15 protein-coding genes and 1 pseudogene are annotated in these 19369 nt (G+C 67.2%); 5 read left to right on the top strand and 11 right to left on the bottom strand.

From position 1 onward, the window contains the following. Positions 1-45 precede the first annotated feature (45 nt). Positions 46-192 (bottom strand): annotated as a pseudogene (locus C491_RS24130) (NAD(P)-binding protein); the annotation flags it as partial. A 206-nt stretch (positions 193-398) separates the two neighbouring features. Continuing rightward, the gene (rqcH, locus tag C491_RS12480; protein WP_005556769.1) at positions 399-2552 is read right to left on the bottom strand and encodes a ribosome rescue protein RqcH; all 2154 of its coding nucleotides are present in this window, start codon (positions 2550-2552) and stop codon (positions 399-401) included. 204 nt (positions 2553-2756) lie between these two features. Here rqcH and C491_RS12475 point away from each other — a divergent pair, with 204 nt between their 5' ends. After that, positions 2757-3401, top strand: coding sequence for a hypothetical protein (locus C491_RS12475; RefSeq protein WP_005556767.1), 645 nt, complete (start codon positions 2757-2759; stop codon positions 3399-3401). A 350-nt stretch (positions 3402-3751) separates the two neighbouring features. On the opposite strand, the gene C491_RS12470 is transcribed toward C491_RS12475, so the two are convergent. The 4 genes from C491_RS12470 to C491_RS12455 form a co-directional block, all read right to left on the bottom strand. Continuing rightward, positions 3752-4477, bottom strand: a complete 726-nt coding sequence (locus C491_RS12470) for a ferredoxin--NADP reductase (protein ID WP_005556765.1) — start codon at positions 4475-4477, stop codon at positions 3752-3754. A 103-nt stretch (positions 4478-4580) separates the two neighbouring features. Then, positions 4581-5393: a thioredoxin domain-containing protein gene (locus C491_RS12465; RefSeq protein ID WP_005556763.1), complete on the bottom strand. Its 813-nt coding sequence runs from the start codon at positions 5391-5393 to the stop codon at positions 4581-4583. A 241-nt stretch (positions 5394-5634) separates the two neighbouring features. After that, positions 5635-6657, bottom strand: a complete 1023-nt coding sequence (locus C491_RS12460; protein ID WP_005556761.1) for an amidohydrolase family protein — start codon at positions 6655-6657, stop codon at positions 5635-5637. A gap of 52 nt (positions 6658-6709) precedes the next feature. Beyond that, positions 6710-7942, bottom strand: coding sequence for an HD domain-containing protein (locus tag C491_RS12455; protein ID WP_005556760.1), 1233 nt, complete (start codon positions 7940-7942; stop codon positions 6710-6712). 123 nt (positions 7943-8065) lie between these two features. Between C491_RS12455 and C491_RS12450 the strand changes: the two genes are divergently transcribed. Beyond that, positions 8066-8317, top strand: coding sequence for a hypothetical protein (locus tag C491_RS12450; RefSeq protein ID WP_005556758.1), 252 nt, complete (start codon positions 8066-8068; stop codon positions 8315-8317). Between the two features lie 46 nt (positions 8318-8363). Here C491_RS12450 and C491_RS12445 read toward each other — a convergent pair whose 3' ends face one another. Both C491_RS12445 and C491_RS12440 read right to left on the bottom strand, forming a co-directional pair. Further along, the gene (locus C491_RS12445; protein WP_005556756.1) at positions 8364-9329 is read right to left on the bottom strand and encodes a C-terminal binding protein; all 966 of its coding nucleotides are present in this window, start codon (positions 9327-9329) and stop codon (positions 8364-8366) included. A 67-nt stretch (positions 9330-9396) separates the two neighbouring features. Beyond that, positions 9397-10521 (bottom strand): Gfo/Idh/MocA family protein, encoded by a 1125-nt coding sequence (locus tag C491_RS12440; RefSeq protein ID WP_005556754.1) that lies wholly within the window; start codon positions 10519-10521, stop codon positions 9397-9399. Positions 10522-10644: 123 nt separating this feature from the next. Here C491_RS12440 and C491_RS12435 point away from each other — a divergent pair, with 123 nt between their 5' ends. Next, positions 10645-11790, top strand: coding sequence for a zinc-dependent alcohol dehydrogenase (locus C491_RS12435; protein ID WP_005556752.1), 1146 nt, complete (start codon positions 10645-10647; stop codon positions 11788-11790). Positions 11791-11814: 24 nt separating this feature from the next. Here C491_RS12435 and C491_RS12430 read toward each other — a convergent pair whose 3' ends face one another. The 3 genes from C491_RS12430 to C491_RS12420 form a co-directional block, all read right to left on the bottom strand. Beyond that, positions 11815-12336 (bottom strand): hypothetical protein, encoded by a 522-nt coding sequence (locus C491_RS12430; RefSeq protein WP_049891832.1) that lies wholly within the window; start codon positions 12334-12336, stop codon positions 11815-11817. Positions 12337-12411: 75 nt separating this feature from the next. After that, on the bottom strand, positions 12412-13644 hold the full coding sequence (ilvA, locus tag C491_RS12425) for a threonine ammonia-lyase (protein WP_005556748.1): 1233 nt from the start codon (positions 13642-13644) through the stop codon (positions 12412-12414). Beyond that, entirely contained in the window at positions 13641-14963 is a 1323-nt protein-coding gene (locus tag C491_RS12420; RefSeq protein WP_005556747.1) for an amidohydrolase, read from the bottom strand. Before C491_RS12420 ends, ilvA begins: the two co-directional genes overlap by 4 nt. Positions 14964-15086: 123 nt before the next feature. On the opposite strand from C491_RS12420, the gene C491_RS12415 reads away from it, so the two are divergent. Then, positions 15087-16055: an NAD(P)-dependent oxidoreductase gene (locus tag C491_RS12415; RefSeq protein ID WP_005556745.1), complete on the top strand. Its 969-nt coding sequence runs from the start codon at positions 15087-15089 to the stop codon at positions 16053-16055. 9 nt (positions 16056-16064) lie between these two features. Then, positions 16065-19286, top strand: coding sequence for an FAD-binding and (Fe-S)-binding domain-containing protein (locus C491_RS12410; protein WP_005556743.1), 3222 nt, complete (start codon positions 16065-16067; stop codon positions 19284-19286). The last annotated feature ends 83 nt before the right edge of the window (positions 19287-19369 follow it).

The raw sequence follows: 19369 nt of genomic DNA, 5'->3' as shown, positions 1-19369 counted from the left end.
CACGACTCGATCCGGGATGTCGTACCCCTCGATCACCTGGCGGAACGTCCCGCCCGTAGATTTGTCGTTGTCGGCCAGCCCGTCGTTGCGCTCCAGAACGACGACCGAGCGATCCGATCGCTTCCCCAGTTCGCGTGCGAACTGGAGCCCCGCGGGTCCGGCGCCGGCGACGACGACGTCGAACTCGACCATTCTCTGGACCAGCTATCGAGGAGAGCCGAAGAATAGGTTAGGGTTGCGACACTCCAGCAGTGGGCCGTCGAACGTCGCTCGTTCTGTCGGATCTGTGGTGCCAGATGCGATTCTGGCACGTGCTCGAGCCACGATAACCCGTCGGCTCGTTACGGACCGAGGGTGGTCGCGGTTGGCGACGAGGGCACCCTCGCGGACGCAGCCTGCTACTCCTCGGCGATTCGGCTCCCGCCCGGCGGCATGAAGTGCTGGATGCGGTCCGGACTGGCGATCTTCCGGACGAACGACTCGTCGGTGAACTCCTCGCGGAACTGCCGGTACATCCGTTTTGCCGCGTCGGCCTGGGCGTACCGGCCGGGCTCGAGTTCGATCGTCGTCTCGGCCTGACCCTCGATGGCCGACGGCGGGCCGCCGATCACGCGGGTGTAGGGCTCACACTGGATGCCGACCGCCACGCCGACGGGCGTATCCCGGTGGTAGGTTCGATCCCCGCGGATCGCAAAGCCACCCTTCTCGAGGTACTCGCCACTTTCGGGGGTCTTGGTGACCTGATCCGAGTCGACGGCGTAGACGTCGCCCGCGTAGCGGCCGTCCTTCCAGACCGACGAGTAGGTGACGGCGAACTGGGCGGCCTCCTCGATGCTCGAGTCGGGCAGCTCGATGTCCGACGAGGACGCCTCGCTCGGGTCGGTCGCCTTCAGTACCGTGACGGGGCCGCCGTGGGCCTGGGTGTGAAGCACCGTATCGCCCGGCTCGAGGTACTTCTTGACGAGCTCCTCGTTCTGGTCGGCGTTTCGCCCGCCGATCACGAGGTAGCCGTCGCTGGTGTGGAACCAGCGGAACCGATCGTACCAGGGCTCGTTCTCCCGGATCGGGACCGAGGCCAGCTCGAGCCAGTTCGTCTCCTCCTGCGCTTCGTCCTCGTCGTCGTCGTCTGTCTCGTCGGTTGCCTCCCACTCGTCGCGGCGTCGCTTGGCGTCCTCGAGGTCCTCGCGGGTGTCCTCGATGGCCGCCAGCGCGCCCTCCTTTTTCTCCGCGATGCGCTTGGCCTCGGTGTAGAGCCGATCGGCGTTCTGCTCGACGCCCTGCCGGGCGAGGAGGTCGATCTCCTCCCCGTCGAGCTCGACGGTGACGATCCCCTCGGTGCCGTCGACGCCGACGACGGCCTCGGCGGCCTCGATTCCGCGCTCTTTACCCTCCTCGAAGCGCTCCTCGATCTCATCCCACGGACGATCCTGCGCGCGGGCCTCCTGGACCGTCGAGAGGATGTCGTCGACGACCCCGTACTCGGCGTACAGCAACTCGGCGTTCTCCCGCTGGGACTGGGCCTGCTGTTCGAACCCTTCGATCGCGCCCTCCTGTTGTTCGATGATTCGCTCGTGTTTGGCGATCTCCTCCTCGAAGTCGGGGCGCTGTTCGGTCGGATCGGGCTCCTCCTCGTCTTCCAGCTCGAGCTCGAAGAAGTAGTCGTCGAGCGCCTCGAGGAAGCTGTCGGCGCTCTCGGCAGCCAGGCCGGCCTCCTCGTGTTCCTCGAGGGGGAACGGCGTGGCGTCGACGACCGGGCCGTCGTCGGGCGACTCCGACTCCTCGTTCTCGCCGTCCTCCTCGACCGGCTCCCGGTACAGCCGCGGGTCGAAGTTCGCGTTTCGGACGTCGAGTGCGAGCCGTTCGATCGCCTCGTAGACGCGTCGGTAGTCGTCCTCGGTGGCGTCCTCGATGTCCATCGCCTTCTCGACGCCTGCGCGAGTACAGACCTCCTCGGCGTATAGTCCGCCCATGTTGAGCTGTGTGGCGAGCGTCCGGACGACGTCGGTGTCCGAATCGTCCATCTCGCGGTCGAACGCCTCCCGCGAGACCGACAGCGGGTTCGTCCGCGAGTCGGGAAACTCGTAGCGCGAGCCCGGGACGACCGTTCTGGATTTCAGCCGAACGGTCTCGAGGCAGTCGATCACCTCGTACTCGCCGTCGGTGACCGCAACGTTCCCCTGACCGAACAGCTCGACGATGATACGGGTCGTGCCGTCGTCGCGGTCGAAGACGAACTCGAGGATGCGGTCGAACTCGAACTGTTCGACGCCGACGAAGTCAGCTCCCGACAGCCGGTTGCGAAGCATCATCGCGAACTGGGGCGGCCGCCCGGGGGCGTCAGGCACTCGCTCGGGGGCGACCGTGTGGGCGCGTTTGATCTCGCCGACCTCGATCAGCAACTCGACGCGACCGCGGTCGAAATCCCGCATCTTGAGCCGCAGAAGGTCGTCGCCGTAGAGGTAGGCCTTGTCGACCTTCGCGCCCTCGTAGGTACCGAACTCCCCGACGAGGGCCGCGAGATCGACGCTCGTAAGCTCCCGCTTTGGATCCATACCTCTACCTGTCCGGCCCGGTCAAAAAGGCGTGTCGCTCCGGCTCGAGCGAGGGTCTCACGACTGCGCGCTCGCTCCGAGTCAGAAAGGCTCATCGGCGACGAGCCCGTCTCACACGAGCATGAACACGGCTGGTTCGCTCGCGAGCGGAACCGACGGGGCGAGTACGGACGAACGTCGAGCGCACGGGGATGGAGGCGGCCGATGAGCGCGCCCCAGCGCCCGGTCTGGGCGGAAGTCTCGCGACTCCCGTCGTTTCTCGAGCGCCTCGAGCAGACGGGCGGGCTCTCAGCCCGCGCGCTGATCGACGAGCTCGAGGTCGAGATTCCGGTCGAGGGCGTCGCCTACCACGATCGGGGGATCCGGATTCCGGGGTACGACGCGACGTTCGTCCACGAGCCGAGCGGCTCTCGCGGCCGACCGGCCTTCAGCGTCCAGATCGACACGATCGGCCCGCGAAACGGCTGGGCGATCTTCGACAAGACGCTGTCCTGGGACGTCTACCTCCTCCGGGCTGAGGGAGCCGCCGCGATCGCCTGGCTCAGCGACGAGGAGTACCGGATCGAGGAGGCCGACGAGTTCGACTCGAAACGTGACGCGGTCGCCGCCGGTCGCTTCTCGTTCGGCGTCTTCCTCTACGCCGGCGACGCCTGGGCGGAACAACAGAAACGGATCCGCAGTACGAACGCCCCGGCCTATCTCCTGCGAGAGGACGGTCAGCCGATGATTCCGAGCACGCAGTCGGAGTTCTACGAGTTCGTCGACTCGACGGTCACGGAGTTTCGAACCAGCGGTGCCGCCCCGGACTATCTCGGGCTGCTCGAGCTCGAGGCGACGATCGACGGCTAACCCGACGTTATCCGGTGTATAAACGTTTCACGCGCCGACCAGAGTCAACCCTACGAGCCGGTTCGATCGCGGAAAAGCGGGATCACGAAGGCGCGTCGTCGCAGTCCGCCCGAACGGGGGGAGTTCGGGCGGTGGGGGGTGGGGGGAGTGGCGACGACACGCCCCATGAGAGACAGCGGGTGTGGCGCTGGTTTCTGAGGGGGAGTGTGATCGATGCCGACGTTCGTCGGCACCTGATGCTTCAGGCCCCATTGGTATAAAAATTTCGCACCTGTTGCGATGTTTTTAACGGTCGAGACCCGTCGTTGTCAGGCGATGTGTACGTGATGAACGGACCTCGCACGAGGGACTCAATCATCGTCGGCCGCGTCCGCCTCCCATCCCTCAGTGAAGACCCGATCGCCGTCGACGCCGGCGTCCTCGAGCAGGTCCTGGGTCTCGAGGACCATCTCCGGAACGCCACAGACGTAGCAGTCGACGTTCGCGAGGTCCTCGAGGCCCTCGAGCGACTCCTGGAGGTGGTCCTGAACGTGGCCGGTTCGTCCGTTCCAGGCCGCGTCGTCGTCGGCATCCGAAAGGACGTACTCGACCGAGACGGCGTCGGTCCCTGCCCGAAGCTGATCGAGACTCTCGCGGAAGATCAGGTGCTCCTGGTCGCGCTCGCCGAAAACGAGCGTGGCCGTTCCCTGGCCCTCGTCGGCGTACTGTCTGATCATCGGATACAGCGGCGTGATCCCCGTTCCAGTGGCGACGAAGAGGGCGTCGCGCTCGGGATCGCGGAGGTGGAGGTTCCCGTCGACGGGGTCGATCTCGATCTCGTCGCCCGGCGTCCGGTCGTGCATGTAGACCGAACCGGTGCCGTCGTCGTAGCGCTTGATCGTCAGCACGAGCTGGTTCGTTCCGGGGGCGTTGATCGCCGTGTACGGCCGTTCCTGATCCTCGCCGTCGGCCTCGAAGTGGACTGACGTGTGCTGGCCGGGATCGAACTCGAAGCGGTGATCGTCGGCGACGAGCCGGAACTGCTTGACGTCCGGCGTCATTCGGTGGACGTCGGCAACCGTAACGGAGAGTGTCATAGCCCGATCTGCGGTCAGAAGCAACTAAACCGTACTGTCGGCACGTGCACCCTGACTCCGATCGAAAAAGTGAATGACCCAATCGACGACTGTCTCCGGTCCGTTACGTCTCCGTCTCGACGGCGGCCTCGATGGCCGCGTACAGCTCGTCGGTCTCCTCTGTCGGCGAGTAGACCGTGTCGTCGACGCTGACGCGGGGCACGTCGTCGACGTCCATCTTCTCGACCTCGTCGATCGTCTCGTCGAGTTCGTCCTGGTACGCATCGCCGCTGGCGGCGTCGTACACCGTCTCGGGGTCGGCGACGTCAGACTTCTCGGCGACGTGCTCGAGTCGCTTCGGCGTCGCCCACTCTTCCTCGAGGTCGATGTTGATCGCGATACACTCGACGAACATCCAGAACTGGCCGGGGTCGTGGTCCCAGACGGCCAGTCCGGCTCGAGCCAGTCGCTCCCCGTCGTCGCCGTGGAGCGCCGCCCCGCCGAGGGAGGCGACGGCGTGGACCTCGAGGTCGACCTCGCCCTTCTTGACGTGTTTCTCGAGCAGTTCGGTGAACTCCTCGAGCATGAACTCGGAGGTCTCGGTCGACTTCCAGGTGCCGAACAGCTTGATCGTTACGGGCGCGTCGCCCGTGCCGGCGATCGGGAACGCGGATTTCGGGTCGTCCGGCGTCGGGACGGGATCGAGCACGCCCTTCGGCTCCTCGATCTCGTCCTTGTCCTCCTCGCCGTCGGGGTCGTCGCCGTTGCCGCCGTTTTCCCCGTTACCGCCGTTACCACCGTCGGTTTCGTTCGACGGATCGTCGTCGTCCTCGTCGTCGTCGCTGGAGAGGAAATCGGTACATCCCGCGAGCCCGGCAATGGCCGCGCCACTGCCGACCTGAAGTACGCGCCGTCTGGTTCGGTTGTCTTGCGTCACGGATCGAACTAATCGGTTACCCGGAATTACTACTACTCAGATAAGTCACTAGTTACTGGAAATATAATTCAGTACTGATGGTTGTGGATTTCGAATACGTGCCTAATATGGCATCTAAGAGGAGAAAATGTAGTGATTAAAACACTCTCTAATAGTTATGTATTATCCAGGAGAGGACGAGAATCAGGGCTCTCGACCGACAGCCGCCCGTTCGGAGGGGCCGTCCGCGTCGAGGCGGACGCTACGGCTCGAGGACGACCTCGCGGACGTCGTCAACGCCGGCTCGCCGCACCGTGGCCCGGATTGGATCCCGGGCACCTGTGAGGTTATCCGAATCCCCGTCGAGAACGAGCAGCCGTCCGGGCGCTCCCGGCTCGAGGGCGCCACCCTCGAGACCGGCGAGGTCGGCGCCGTTGACCGTCGCCATCCGTAGAATCGTCTCGGCCCGAAGTTCGGAACACTTCGCGAGGAACTCCATCTCCCGGAACATCGACGGCGAGTTGAGCATCACGTTGTCGGTCCCGAGCGCGAGCGTCGTTCGCTCGGCCAGTTCGGCCGCGGGCGGGAAGCCGACGCCGGTGACGAGGTTCGACCGCGGGCAGAGCACGACCGGAATCTCGGCGTCGGCGATTCGCTCGAGGTGGTCCGGTTCGGGGTGGACGACGTGGACGAGGAAGTCGGGCTCGAGGGCGAGCGCGCCGTCGAGGTCGCTCGGATCCCCCTCGCCCGCGTGGATGCCGAACGGCTTGCCGGCCTCGCGGGTCGCAGCCCGCTCATCCTCGAAGTCGCCGTCGTTGGCCCCGCTGGCACCGAACCCGTCGCCCGCCTCCATCGCCGCCACCGAGCCGCGGGCGAACGACAGGGCCTCGAGCTCGAGGCCCTCGGCCGCGTCCTCGAGCATCCGGACGCCCTCGACGTCGCCCTCCCTGAAGTCGAGACAGGCGGCGGTCCCGCCGCGTTGCATGTACCGAAGCGATCGCTCCATCGCGTCGACGAGCTCCTTGCGGGAGGCCTCGCGGAGGAGGCGGTGTTTCAACCCGTCGGGCGGGGCGACCAGCTCCTCGAGCGAGAGCCCGCCGCCGGCTTCCTTGGCGATCGAGTCGCCGATATGGGTGTGAGCGTTGACGAACGGCGGGAGGATGATATCCGAGCTGTCGACCGACTCCTCCTCGATGGCTTCGATGCGTCCCTCGCCGTCGATAACGATGCGTCCCTCGACGGGCTCGAGGTCTCTACCGCGGAGGATCGTCCCGGTTCGTTCCATGCTCGCTTCTTCGTGGCCCGTCCCTTCAACCGTTTGCGTTCGCCTCCGAACGTCACTCGACGAACTCGTCGAGGGTCGTCTCGAGCCCGTCCCGAACCTCGGTGACGAGCGTGCCCTCGATGTCGAGTCCGAGCACCTCGACGGCAGCTCGCCCGACCCGCTCGCGAAGCTCGGTCGGCGAGTAGACGCCGAGTCGCCACTGGGAGTACTGGGCGGCTCGCAGCGCCTCGACCAGCGGCGACTGCTGGCCGAGCTGTCGAACGTCGCCGTTGACCAGCACGCGACTCGTCGACTCGGTCATCGACGGGCGTCCCGGCACGTCGAGGATGACGTGTGCCGGATCGACGTCCACCCTGTCGGCGATCTCGCGCTCGAACTGCCGGATCGCCTCGTGGTCGCTCTCGATGATCCCGCCCGGCACGTCGTCGATCTCGGCCCAGACGGCCCGTTTGAACAGGTCGCGGTGATCCAGTCGCCGCGAGAACGCGCTCGTCGCCTCGCAGTTGCGCAGCGCAACCGTCAAATCGTAGTCGTCCATCCGCTGGAGCGTTTCGGCGTCGACGCCGGCCTCCGGCGCCTCGAGCAGGCGTTCGGCGGCCCGCCGGAGCATCGCCTTGCTGATCCGGGCGACGCTGTGGCTGTACACCGTCGGATTCATCAGCGCCCGCGCGACCAGCAGGCTCTCGGCCGTCTGGACGTTCCCCTCGTCGAGGACGAGCTCGTCGTCGGTGAACGTCAGCTCCCGGACCAGCCGTCCGTGATCGATCGTTCCGTAGGGAACGCCCGTGTGGTGGGCGTCCCGGACGAGGTAGTCCATCCGATCGACGTCCAGCTCGCCCGAGACGAGCTGGCCGAACCGCCCCTCGCCGGCGACCAGCCCGGCGACCGCCTTGGGCTCGAGGTCGTGCTCTCGAAGGACGTCGCCGACCTGCCCGTCGGCGAGCAGCTCGCCGACGTCGTCGTGGTAGCGCCCCGTCCTGCGGTAAGTAAGTGATTCGAGGTTGTGGCTGAACGGCCCGTGGCCGACGTCGTGGAGCATCGCCGCCGCGTGGACGCGTTCGGCCTGTTTCCCCTCGATACCAAGCCCCTCGAGGGCCTCGCAGGCGAGGTGGTAGACCCCGAGGCTGTGCTCGAACCGAGTGTGGTTCGCGGAGGGATACACGAGCGAGACGGTCCCTAGCTGGGCGATCCGACGGAGGCGCTGAACTTCGGGGGTGTCGAGCAGCGCTCGAGCCACGCCGTCGATCCGGATGTGGTCGTGGACGCTGTCCTTTATCGTCTTCATTACCGGGTTTTTCGCCGCGTTCGTACAAAAGTCGTCGGACCACGAGACTCCCGACGAGCCGAAGTCCACGCTGAATACGACGACAGCAACACTTTACGCGTAGCCGCCGTTCGATTCGAGTACATGACGGAACTGACGATCCCGCCGGACGCGGACGGGGACCGTGCACAGGAGCTAGTACAGGAACACGTCGCGGTCGGCGACGTCGTCGAGGTCCAGAGCAAGGAGTGGGCCGACGACAGCCAGGACTTCGAACTCGAAGGGACGGTAACGGGCTTCGAGCCCGGCTACCTCGAGATCGACGACCAGCCCGCCGACGAGGGCAGCGTCCGGTACGACGAAATCCACACGGTCGTTCGGGTCGACTCGAAGTAGCCGTCCGGACGAGCGATCGCTTCGGACTTCGCTCGAACCCCCGTTCTCAGAGAACGTTCTTGTTGACCGGGTTCTCGGGCCGATCATCGCCTAACACGCGCAGAACGTCTCGAGTCACGGTTTCTCGAAGCTCGACGATCGACTCCTCGGAGTACCACGCGACGTGAGGCGTACAGACGACGTCGTCGCGGCCGACCAGCGGCGAGTCATCGGGAGGTTCCGCCGGAAGCACGTCCAGTCCCGCAGCGGCGAGTTCGTCGTCCTCGAGAGCCGTCGCCAGCGCCTCGTCGTCGACGACCGCGCCGCGGGCCGTGTTGAGCAGGACGGCGTTGTCGTCCATCGCCGCGAACGCCTCGGCGTCGAACAGCTCCCGCGTCTCCTCGGTCAGCGGCGTGTGCACCGAGACGATATCGGAGCGCTCGAGTAGCCCGTCGAACGACACCTTCTCGACGCCGTACTCGGCGAGCTCGTCGGCGGACTGGTGGGGGTCGTACGCGACGAACTCGAGGTCGAACCCCGAGAGCCGCTCGGCGATCCCCCGCGGGAGCTTCCCGAACGCCGCGAAGCCGAGGGTCTTCCCCGCCAGCCGGTGGATCGGCGCGCCGACCGTCCAGTCCCACGTTCCCTCGGCGATCGCGCGGTCGTACAGCGAGGTCTTGCGCACGCAGGCGAACAGGAGCGCGATCGTGTGCGTCGGCACCTCGTCCTCGCAGTAGTCGGGGACGTTGACCACGACGACCCCGTTTTCGGTCGCGGCCTCGAGGTCGACCGCGTCGACGCCGATCCCGTACCGGCCCACGACCGCGACGTCGAGGGTCTCGAGGACGTCCCGGTCGATCGGCGCGTACTGGACGAGCAACGCGTCGGCGTCGACCTCCCGGGCCGCCTCGATCACCTCGTCGGCGGTTTCGGCGTCGGCCGAGACGAGTTCGACGTCGCGGTCGGTCAGGACGTCGCGTTCGATCTCGAGGTCGGGAAAGTCGAAATCCGTGACGAGAATCGTGTGGGTCATCGGTCGGTCGATACGTTCGGGCGTCTCCCCGATAGGCGTACGGTCTGCAACGAAGACCGAACCGCGATTACCCGAGGTCGACCCACTCGCCGCGCTCGTCGCTGTCCTCGACCGCCGCGAGGATCCGCTGGGCGGCCAGCCCGTCCTCGAAGCTGGGTTCGAACGTCCCGTCGTTCGCGACGGCACTGAGCAGCTCGTAGTTCTCGTGGACGAACGTGTGCTCCCAGCCGATAACGTGGCCCGGCGGCCACCAGTGGTCGACGTAGGGGTCGTCCTCGTCCGTGACGAGGATCGTCTCGTAGCCGCGGTTCTCCCCCCGGCGAAGCACCTCGAGTTCGTTCAGGCGCTCGAGGGAGAACCGGAGGCTGCCCTCGCTGCCCTGGATCTCGATCGTGTGGTCGTTCTTGTGGCCCGTCGCGTACCGCGTGGCCTCGAGCGTGCCCATCGCGCCGTTTGCGAACTCGAGTTGGGCCGAGTAGGCGTCGTCGACGGTGACCGGCCGCGTCTCGCTGTCTTCCCCTTCGACGGGACGCTCGTCGACGAACGTTTGCAGGTGGCCGCTGAGTCGCTCGATCTCGCCCGCGTGCTCGTCTCCTCCGACCAAAAAGCGTACGAGGTCGACCGTGTGAGCGCCCAGATCGCCCAGCACGCCCGAACCGGCCATCTCCTCGTCGAGGCGCCAGGCCCACGGCGCCTCGGGATCGACCAGCCAGTCCTGGAGGTAGCGCCCGCGGACGTGGCGGATCTCGCCGATCTCGCCGTCGTCGATCAGCCGCTTCGCGTACCGAATCGCGGGGACGAACCGGTAGTTGAAGGCACAGCCATTGGGGACGCCGGCCTCGCGGGCCGCCTCGGCCATCTCTGCAGCCTCCTCGAGGGTCGGAGCCAGCGGCTTCTCGCAGAAGACGGGTGTGCCGGCCTCGAGGGCGGCGATCGACGGCTCGGCGTGGACGTGGTTCGGTCCGAGGTTGTAGAAGACGTCGACATCGTCGACGACCTCGCGCCAGTCGGTCGCCGTCTCGGCGAACCCAAGCTGATCCGCGGCCTCCGAGAGCGCCTCCTCGTCGCGGCCGACGAGGACCTTGCGTTCGACGTCCGGGGCGTCCGAGAAGAACATCGGCAGCCGCGCCAGTGCGTTCGCGTGGGCTTTCCCCATGAACCGATAGCCGAGTACGCCGACTTCGAGGGTCATGCGCGATCGTTCACCACAGATGTAGTTAGAAGTTTCCGTCTCGCGGCGGTTTTCGGCGGTCGCGCGGCCGTTGCGAACACAGGCCGCGCCCTTACCCGAACGGTCAGCATGGCTGTGCTCGTAATGCAAGCACTCCGCTGGCACGGTGAACAGGACGTCCGCGTCGACGACGTCCCGAAGCCCGAGATCGAGAAACCGACGGACGCCATCGTCGAGATCACCGCGACGGCGATCTGCGGTTCGGACCTCCACCTCTACAACGACTTTATGCCGGGGATGCAGGAGGGAGACATCTTAGGCCACGAGCCGATGGGCGAGGTCGTCGAGGTCGGCGAGGAGGTCGACAACCTGCGGGAGGGCGACCGCGTCGTCATCCCCTTTACGATCAGCTGCGGCTCCTGCTGGTTCTGCGGGAACGACATGTACTCGCTGTGTGACGAAACCAACCCCAACGCCGAGATGGCCGCGGAGTCGATGGGTCACTCGCCGGCCGGCCTGTTCGGCTTCTCGCACACGCTGGGCGGCTACGACGGCGGGCAGGCCGAGTATCTCCGAGTACCGCACGCCGACGTCGGACCGATCAAGATCGACTCGAACCTCTCCGACGAGGAAGTACTGTTCCTCTCGGACATCTATCCGACGGGATATATGGCCGCCGAGAACGCCGAAATCGAGGAGAACGACACGGTCGCAGTCTGGGGCTGTGGCCCCGTCGGCCAGTTCGCCATCCAGAGCGCCTGGATGATGGGCGCCGACCAAGTGATCGCGATCGATCGGATTCCCGAGCGGCTGGATATGGCCCAGGGTCACGCCGACACTCAGGTGATCGACTACTCCGAGGAGGACGTCTACGACCGCCTGATGGACGCGACCGACGACTACGGGCCCGACCGGTGTATCGACGCCGTCGGCTCGGAGGCCCACTCGACCTGCGTCGACACCGTTCCCGACGAGCCCGACCGTCCCTACGTGATCCAGCAGGCCGCCAAGTCCTGTCGCAAGGGCGGCACGCTCTCGATCCCGGGCGTCTACATCGACGGAATGGACGACGCGCCGATGGGTCCGATCATGAACAAGGCGCTGACGATCAACACCGGACAGACCCACGTCCAGGCCTACCTCGACGAGCTGCTCGAGACGATCGAGGACGGACAGATCGATCCCTCCGAAATCATCACGCACACGGGCGATCTCGACGACGGCCCCGAGATGTACCAGCGGTTCAACGACAAGGAGGACGACTGCGTCAAGGTCGTCCTCGAGCCGTAGCGCGGCGTTCGACTCGAGCCGACGCTACGCGTCGGCCGGGCGATCAGTGCCGTTTCTTTCTGGCCCCGACTCCCCTCGAGCCGTCTCCAACTGTGCGAGAGCCGCACCTGCGAAGACGTAACCGGTGATCGGGAGCGCGACTCGCACCGTCAGGGAGGCGACCTCGAGGACGCGCACGAAGACGCCGGGATCGCCGAACGACCGAGCCCCCCACAGCAGCTGTGCTGCCGTCCCGACGAGGACGACTCCCACGGCGCTGCCGACCGCAACTGCGACGGCGAATCGGCGGTACTCCCGGACCAGGTCGATCCGCCGACCGAGAGCGTAGCCGACCCCGAGCGCGATCGCGGCGAGCACGAGCCGGTCGAGGATACCGACTGCCGCCCCGTACGCTACGACGGTCTCCTCGTGAGTGCCGAGCGTCGGCAGCACGCCCGGAGCGTCGCCGCGCTGGACGAGGCCGCCGAGGATCTCCGTCGCTCGAGAGAGGAGGATGAACAGCACGGCCGCGAGGGCCGCAGCCACACCCGTCTCGCAAATTTTCATACAGGTAATCATATTAGCAACGAATAATTCTGCCGGCCCACTACGATCGCCGCGAGTCGGCGACGACGTCCCCGCCTACTCGAGCCCGCGCTCGACGACCGAAACGTCCTCGAGCTCTCCCAAGGACTCGAGAACACCTCGTAAGTGCTGCGGGCCGCTGCCCTCGAGGCCGACCGTCACGGGGACCCGGTTCGGGTGATCGTCGGGGCCGCGGCGGGCGCGCTCGAGGACGTCCAGCGCCGCGCCCTCGGCCTCGACGGTCTCGACGAGGTCGCCGACGGTCGTCGGCCAGCCCGCGACGGCCAGCCGGGCCTCGGCGTAGCGGCCGAGCTCCCCGAGTCCGGTGCGGGTCAGCTCGGCGTGCTCGGAGAGGTTGACGTTCCCACCGGAGACGACGATGGCGACGTCCTCGTCCTCGAGGTCAGTCTCCTCGGAGAGCGCGGCGGCCAGCGGGGCCGCGCCCGCGGTCTCGGCGACCGTCTTCGCCCGCTCGGCGAGGAGGGTGACGGCCGTCGCGAGCTCGCGGTCCGTGACGCCGACGACGTCGTCGACGACCTCGCGAGCGTTCGCGAAGGTGGTCTCGAGCATCCGGGTGTCGGCGATCCCCTCCGCGACGGTGTCGACGTCCGCGAGCTCGTGGATGTGGTCGTTCTCGAGGGCGGGTTTGGCGTGGAGCGCCCCCTCGGGCTGGACGCCGATCACCCGAACGTCGGGGTCGGCGGCCTTCAGGACGGTGCCGATCCCCGAGATCAGCCCCCCGCCGCCGATGGCGACGAGGACGGTGTCGAGCTCGGGGTACTGCTCGAGCAGCTCGAGGCCGACCGTTCCCTGGCCCGCGATGATCGCCTCGTCGTCGAAGGGGTGGACGAACGTCTCGCCGGTCTCCTCGGCCCGCTCGAGGGCGTACTCGTAGGACCGCTCGTAGATCTCGCCCTCGACGATGACCTCGGCACCGTAGCCGCGGGTGGCCTCGATCTTCGCCGCGGGGGTGACCTCAGGGACGACGATGGTCGTCTCGATGCCGAGCAGGTCGCCCGCCAGCGCGACCCCCTGGGCGTGGTTGCCCGCGCTTGAGGCGATCACGCCCGCCTCACGTTCGCGCTCGGACAGCTGGGCCATCCGGTTGTACGCGCCCCGGATCTTGAACGAGCCCGCCCGCTGGACGTTCTCGAGTTTGAGCCCGACCGACGCGGCCCCGCTCAGCTCGGCGAACGTCCGCGAGGTGTCCAGCGGGGTGCGGTGGACGACGTCGCCGATCCGATCGCGAGCGGCCTCGACGTCTTCGCGGGAGATCCGGCGATCGCTCACCGCGTCCCCTCCGTCGCCGGTGACGACCGCGATCCCGTTCGAGGCCCTCGATCCTCGAGCGCCCGGATCGTCTCCACGAGGACGGCGGCGCCGTGCTCGAGGCTGCGCTCGTCGACGTCGAAGTGGGGCGTGTGGTGGCTATCGGGGTGGTCGGTCCCGACGATCAGATAGGTTGCGAGCCCGCCGTCCTCCTGGACCCGCTCCATCAGGAAGGTCGCGTCCTCGCTCGCGCCGAAGTCGGCCTGCTCGATGACGCGGTCGATCCCGTCGACGCCGCGGGCGACGTCGGCGACCACGGCGGCGAGTTCGGGATCGCTGTCGGCCCGCGGGGACCTGCTGACGACGTCGACCTCGGCCTCGCAGTCGTGCAGTTTCGCCGCCGAGCGGACGACCCGCTCGAACCGCGATTCGACGTACTCCATCAGCTCGGTCGTCTCGCCGCGCGCCTCGGCCTCCATTCGCGCTTTTTCGGCGATAACGTTGCTCGCGCTGCCGGCCTCGGCGTACCCGACGTTGACGCGGGTCATCCCGTCCGCGTGGCGCGGGATCGCGTAGATGTTCTCGATCGCCGTCCCCATCGCGTGCATGGCGTTTGCTCCCTCCTGGGGTGCCTTCCCGGCGTGGGCCGACTCGCCTTCGATGTGGACGTCGAGGTGACACATCGCCAGGGGTTTCTCGATCCCCGCGATGACCTCACCCGTCGGATGGTCGAGGCCGACGTGGGCCGCGAGCAGGTAGTCCAGGTCGTCGGCGAAGCGGCTCTTCGCCATTGGACAGCCCCCGCCGCTGACCTCCTCGGCGGGCTGGAAGAAGACGACGAGCCTGCCCGAGAAGTCGCTCTCTTTGATCGCCTCCAGCGCCGCGAGCCCCCAGGTCATGTGGACGTCGTGGCCGCAGGCGTGCATCGCGCCGTCGATCCTCGAGCGAAAGCCCCCGGCGGCCGGGCGGTGTGCGTCGTCGTCCGCCTCCTCGATGAACAGCCCGTCGATGTCGACGCGCAGGCCGATCGACGGCCCCTCGCCGCGGTCGAGCACCGCGACCGCGCCGGTGTTTCCGTCGGCCATGCACTCGAGGACGTCCTCGTCGGCCCCCCACTCGCGGGCGCGGGCGAGCCAGTCCTCGAGGCGCTCGTCGTCGGGAACGGCCATCCGATCGGCAGGATCGTAGGCGTCGGCGCCGACGGCCAGCTCGTCGACGCCGATGCGCTCGAGCTCCTCGACGAGGCGGTACGTGGTGTAGAACTCCCGCCAAGCGGGCTCCGGGTGACGGTGGAAGTCCCGCCGAACGGCGGAGAGTCGGTTCCGGATCGGTTCGCTCATGGGAGTCGATGACTCCCCCCACGAACTTAATTGTACACAATTGTCGTTAACGTCGGCTACACAAAAAGGATAAGGTAGATGGTGACAATCGTACGCCAACGCGTCGCTCAGGCGTGAACTATCATGAGCAAGCCAGATATCGTCGTCCTCCGCGAGGGGACGGAAGGACTCTCGATGGAATCGTACGCCGAAACGCTGCGCGAGCGCCTCCCCGAGGCGACCGTCGAACTCGCCCGCACGCCGAAACAGGAGCGCGAACTCGTCCCACAGGCCCGGATCGTGACGGGTGTCACGATCGAGGAGGAGCTGCTCGAGGACGCGGATCGTCTCGAGCTGTTCGCGTGTACGTTCGCCGGCACCGACCACGTGCCGATGGACGCACTGGCCGAACACGGCGTCGTCGTCACGAACGCGGGCGGGATCCACGCCCCCGGGATCGCCGAGCAGTCGATCGCGAACATGCTCGTCTTCGCGCGGAACCTCCACGAGGGGTGGCGGCGCAAATCGAACGGCGAGTGGCGCCACTTCCAGTCACACGAGTTCACCGATAGTACGGTGACAGTCGTCGGCCTCGGCTCGATCGGCCAGGAGATCGTCCAGCGACTCGAGGGATTCGACGTGGAGACGATCGGCATCCGATACACGCCCTCGAAGGGCGGGCCCACCGACGAGGTCCTGAGCTTCGAGGAGGACGACGTCCACGAGGCGTTCTCGCGAAGCGAGTACGTCGTGCTCGCCTGCCCGCTGAACGACCTCACGCGCAACCTCGTTGACGAGAACGCGCTGGCGACGCTGGCGCCCGAGGCCGTGATCGTCAACGCGGCACGGGGCGGCATTATCGACACCGACGCGCTCGTCTCGGCGCTGCAGTTCAACGGGATTCGGGGCGCCGCCCTCGACGTCACCGATCCCGAACCCCTGCCCAACGATCACGAGCTCTGGGACCTCGAGAACTGCCTGATCACGCCTCACACGGGGGGCCACACGCCGAAACACTGGGATCGGCTCGCCGACATCGTCGCGACGAACGTCGACGCGCTCGAGGACGGGCGCGGATTCGAAAACGTCGTGTTCCGACCGGACTCGAGTTGAGTCGTCACGATGGCTAGCGAAGACACCCGGTCGACGACCGATCACGGCGATCGAACGACGACCGACCACAGCGATCAGACGGCGGCGCCCGAGGACGTGCAGCTAGGGCCGCCCGACGATCCGCGAGCCGAGGATCCTGCCGCCGACTCGAGGGCGGACTACGACTACGTCGGCGGTCGAATCGACCGCCCGAGGCTCGTCTCCGACCTCCGGCAACGAATCGACGGCGAGGTCCGCTTCGACGAGTACAGCCGCCAGCTGTACGCGACCGACGCCAGCGCCTACGAGATGACGCCGATCGGCGTCGTCCTCCCCCGATCGACCGAGGACGTCGCCAGCGTCGTCGCCTACTGCGCCGACCGGGAGATTCCGGTGTTGCCGCGGGGCGGGGGAACGAGCCTCGCGGGCCAGGCGGTCAACGAGGCCGTCGTCCTCGATTTTACCACGCATATGGGCGACCTCCTCGAGATCGATCCCGACGAGCGACGGGCGACCGCGCAGGCGGGGGCTGTCCTCGCCGAACTCAACGACGAGCTCGAGCCCCACGGGCTGAAGTTCGCGCCCGACCCCGCCGCAGGAAACCGCAGCGCGGTCGGGGGCGCCGTCGGCAACAACTCCACGGGCGCCCACTCGCTGCAGTACGGCAAAACCGACGCCTACGTCGAATCCTGCGAGGTCGTCCTCGCCGACGGCTCCGTCGAACGGTTCGGCGAGGTCACAGTTGCGACGCTGCGCGAGCGGGCCGACCCCGACGGCGATTCGCTCGAGCGCATCTACGAGGCTCTCAGGTGGGTGATCGACGAGGAGAGCGAGGCGATCGCCGAGGCGTACCCCCAGCTCAAACGGAACGTCTCGGGGTACAACCTCGATCGGCTCGTCGCGGAAGCCTACGGCCGCCCCGACGCCTTCGACGAGAACAGCGGTGACTCCGTCGAGATCGACGGCGAGCCCGACCCCAACGCGACGGTCAACCTCGCGCGGGTCTTCGCGGGCAGCGAGGGGACGCTGGGCGTGCTCACCGAGGTCGAGGTCTCCCTCGAGCCGATCCCCGAAACCACGTCGGTCGCCCTGCTGACCTACGAGGACCTGCTCGAGGCGATGGCCGACGTCGACACTATCGTCCGGAACCACGACCCCGCGGCGATCGAGGCGATCGACGACGTGCTGATCGACCTCGCCGGACGGACCGAGGAGTTCGCCGACGTCGTCGCACAGCTTCCCGCAGGCACCGAAACCGCGCTGCTCGTGGAGTTCTACGCCGAGGACGACGACCACGGTCGCGAGCAGGTCGCCGACCTGCTGGCCGATCGACTGCCCGACGAGACGGTTCCGGATCCGACCGCGGACGAGGGCGACGCGGACGCCGCGGGGAACGCGACCGCTTCCGGCGACCCCGTTCGCGCCTTCGACGCGCTCGAGGCTCACGCGCCCGACGAGCGCGCCGAGCTCTGGAAGCTTCGCAAGAGCGCGGCGCCGATCCTGCTCTCGCGAACCTCCGACGCGAAGCACATCTCCTTCATCGAGGACACCGCGGTCCCGACCGAGAACCTCGCGGACTACGTCGCCGACTTCAAGGAGGTGCTCGCCGACCACGACACGTTCGCGAGCTTCTACGCCCACGCGGGGCCGGGCTGTATGCACATGCGGCCGCTGGTCGACACCAAAAGCGAGGCCGGCCTCGAGGAGTTCGAGTCCCTCGCCGACGCGGTGACGGATCTGGTCGTCGAGTACGGCGGCTCGGTGTCGGGCGAACACGGCGACGGCCACGCCCGCACCCAGTGGAACCGCAAGCTGTACGGCGAGGACGTCTGGGAGCTCTTCCGCGACCTGAAGTCAACGTTCGACCCCGACTGGCTGCTCAATCCGGGAACGGTCTGTGGCGACCACCGGATGACCGAGCACCTGCGGTTCGACCCCGACTACGAGTTCGAGGCCGGCTTCGACCCCGCCCTGCGCTGGGAGAACGAGAACGGCTTCCAGGGGATGGCCGAACTCTGTCACGGCTGCGGTGGCTGTCGCAGTGACCAGGAGACCACCGGCGGCGTGATGTGTCCGACCTACCGCGCGGCCGAAGAGGAGAGTCTCAGCACCCGCGGACGAGCGAACATGCTCCGCCAGGCGATGAGCGGCGATCTCGAGGCCGAGGCCACGGACACGGAGTTCCTCGCCGAGATCATGGATCTCTGTATCGGCTGCAAGGGCTGTGCGCGGGACTGCCCGAGCGAGGTCGACATGGCCAAGCTCAAAGCCGAGGTCGAACACGCCGCCCACCAGGAACACGGCGTCGGGTTGCGCGAGCGACTGTTCGCCAACGTCGATCGGCTCAACGCCGTCGGCTCCGCGCTGGCGCCCGTCTCGAACTGGGCCGCGTCGCTGCCGGGCTCCGGGCTCGTCGCCGAGAAGACACTGGGAATCGCCCGTGAGCGGGAGCTCCCCTCGTTCGCCGACGAGAGCCTCGAGGGTTGGTTCGACGCTCGAGGGTCGCGCGTCGACCCCGCAGAGACCGACCGCAAGGTCCTGCTCGTCCCCGACGCCTACACCAACTACAACCATCCGCGAGCGGGGAAGGCGACGGTGCAGGTCCTCGAAACCGCGGGCGTCCACGTTCGGATCCCTGACGAGGTGACGTCGACCGGTCGGCCCGCCCACTCGAAGGGCTTCCTCGACATCTCGCGCGAGCGCGCGCGGACGAACGTCGAGGCGCTCGCTCCATACGTCGCCGAGGACTGGGAGGTTGTCCTCGTCGAGCCCTCCGACGCCGTCATGCTCCAGTCGGACTATCTGGATCTGCTCTCTGGCCCCGACGTCGAAGCCGTCGCCGAAAGCACCTACGGCGTCATGGAGTATCTCGAGCGGTTCGACCTGGTCGATCGGCTCCCGACCGCAGCGTCCGGCGAGTCCCTGACCTACCACGGCCACTGCCACCAGAAGGCGACGAAGAAGGACGGCCACGCAGCCGGCGTCCTCGAGACGGTCGGCTACGAGGTCGACGCGCTCGACTCGGGCTGTTGTGGCATGGCTGGCTCCTTCGGCTACGAGGCCGAGCACTACTCCCTGAGCCGGAAGATCGGCGACGTCCTCCTCGAGCAGATCGCCGGCAGCGACGGCGAGACCGTCGTCGCACCCGGTGCTTCCTGCCGGAGTCAGATTGCGGGCTACGACGGTCACGAGGAACCGCCCCACCCGATAGAGAAGGTCTCCGAGGCGCTGTCGCGTAATCCGGATCGCTAACCTCACCGCAAGCGATTCTATTCTCTCGATCGTTCCGCATACGATCGCGTCAGTCCAACCGACGTTGATCACGGACTACGTCT

It is taken from the genome of Natronococcus amylolyticus DSM 10524 (genome assembly GCF_000337675.1).
GTDB lineage: Archaea > Halobacteriota > Halobacteria > Halobacteriales > Natrialbaceae > Natronococcus > Natronococcus amylolyticus.
The sequence above is the reverse complement of the archived record's forward strand: the minus strand, read 5'-3'. Positions and strand labels throughout refer to the sequence as shown.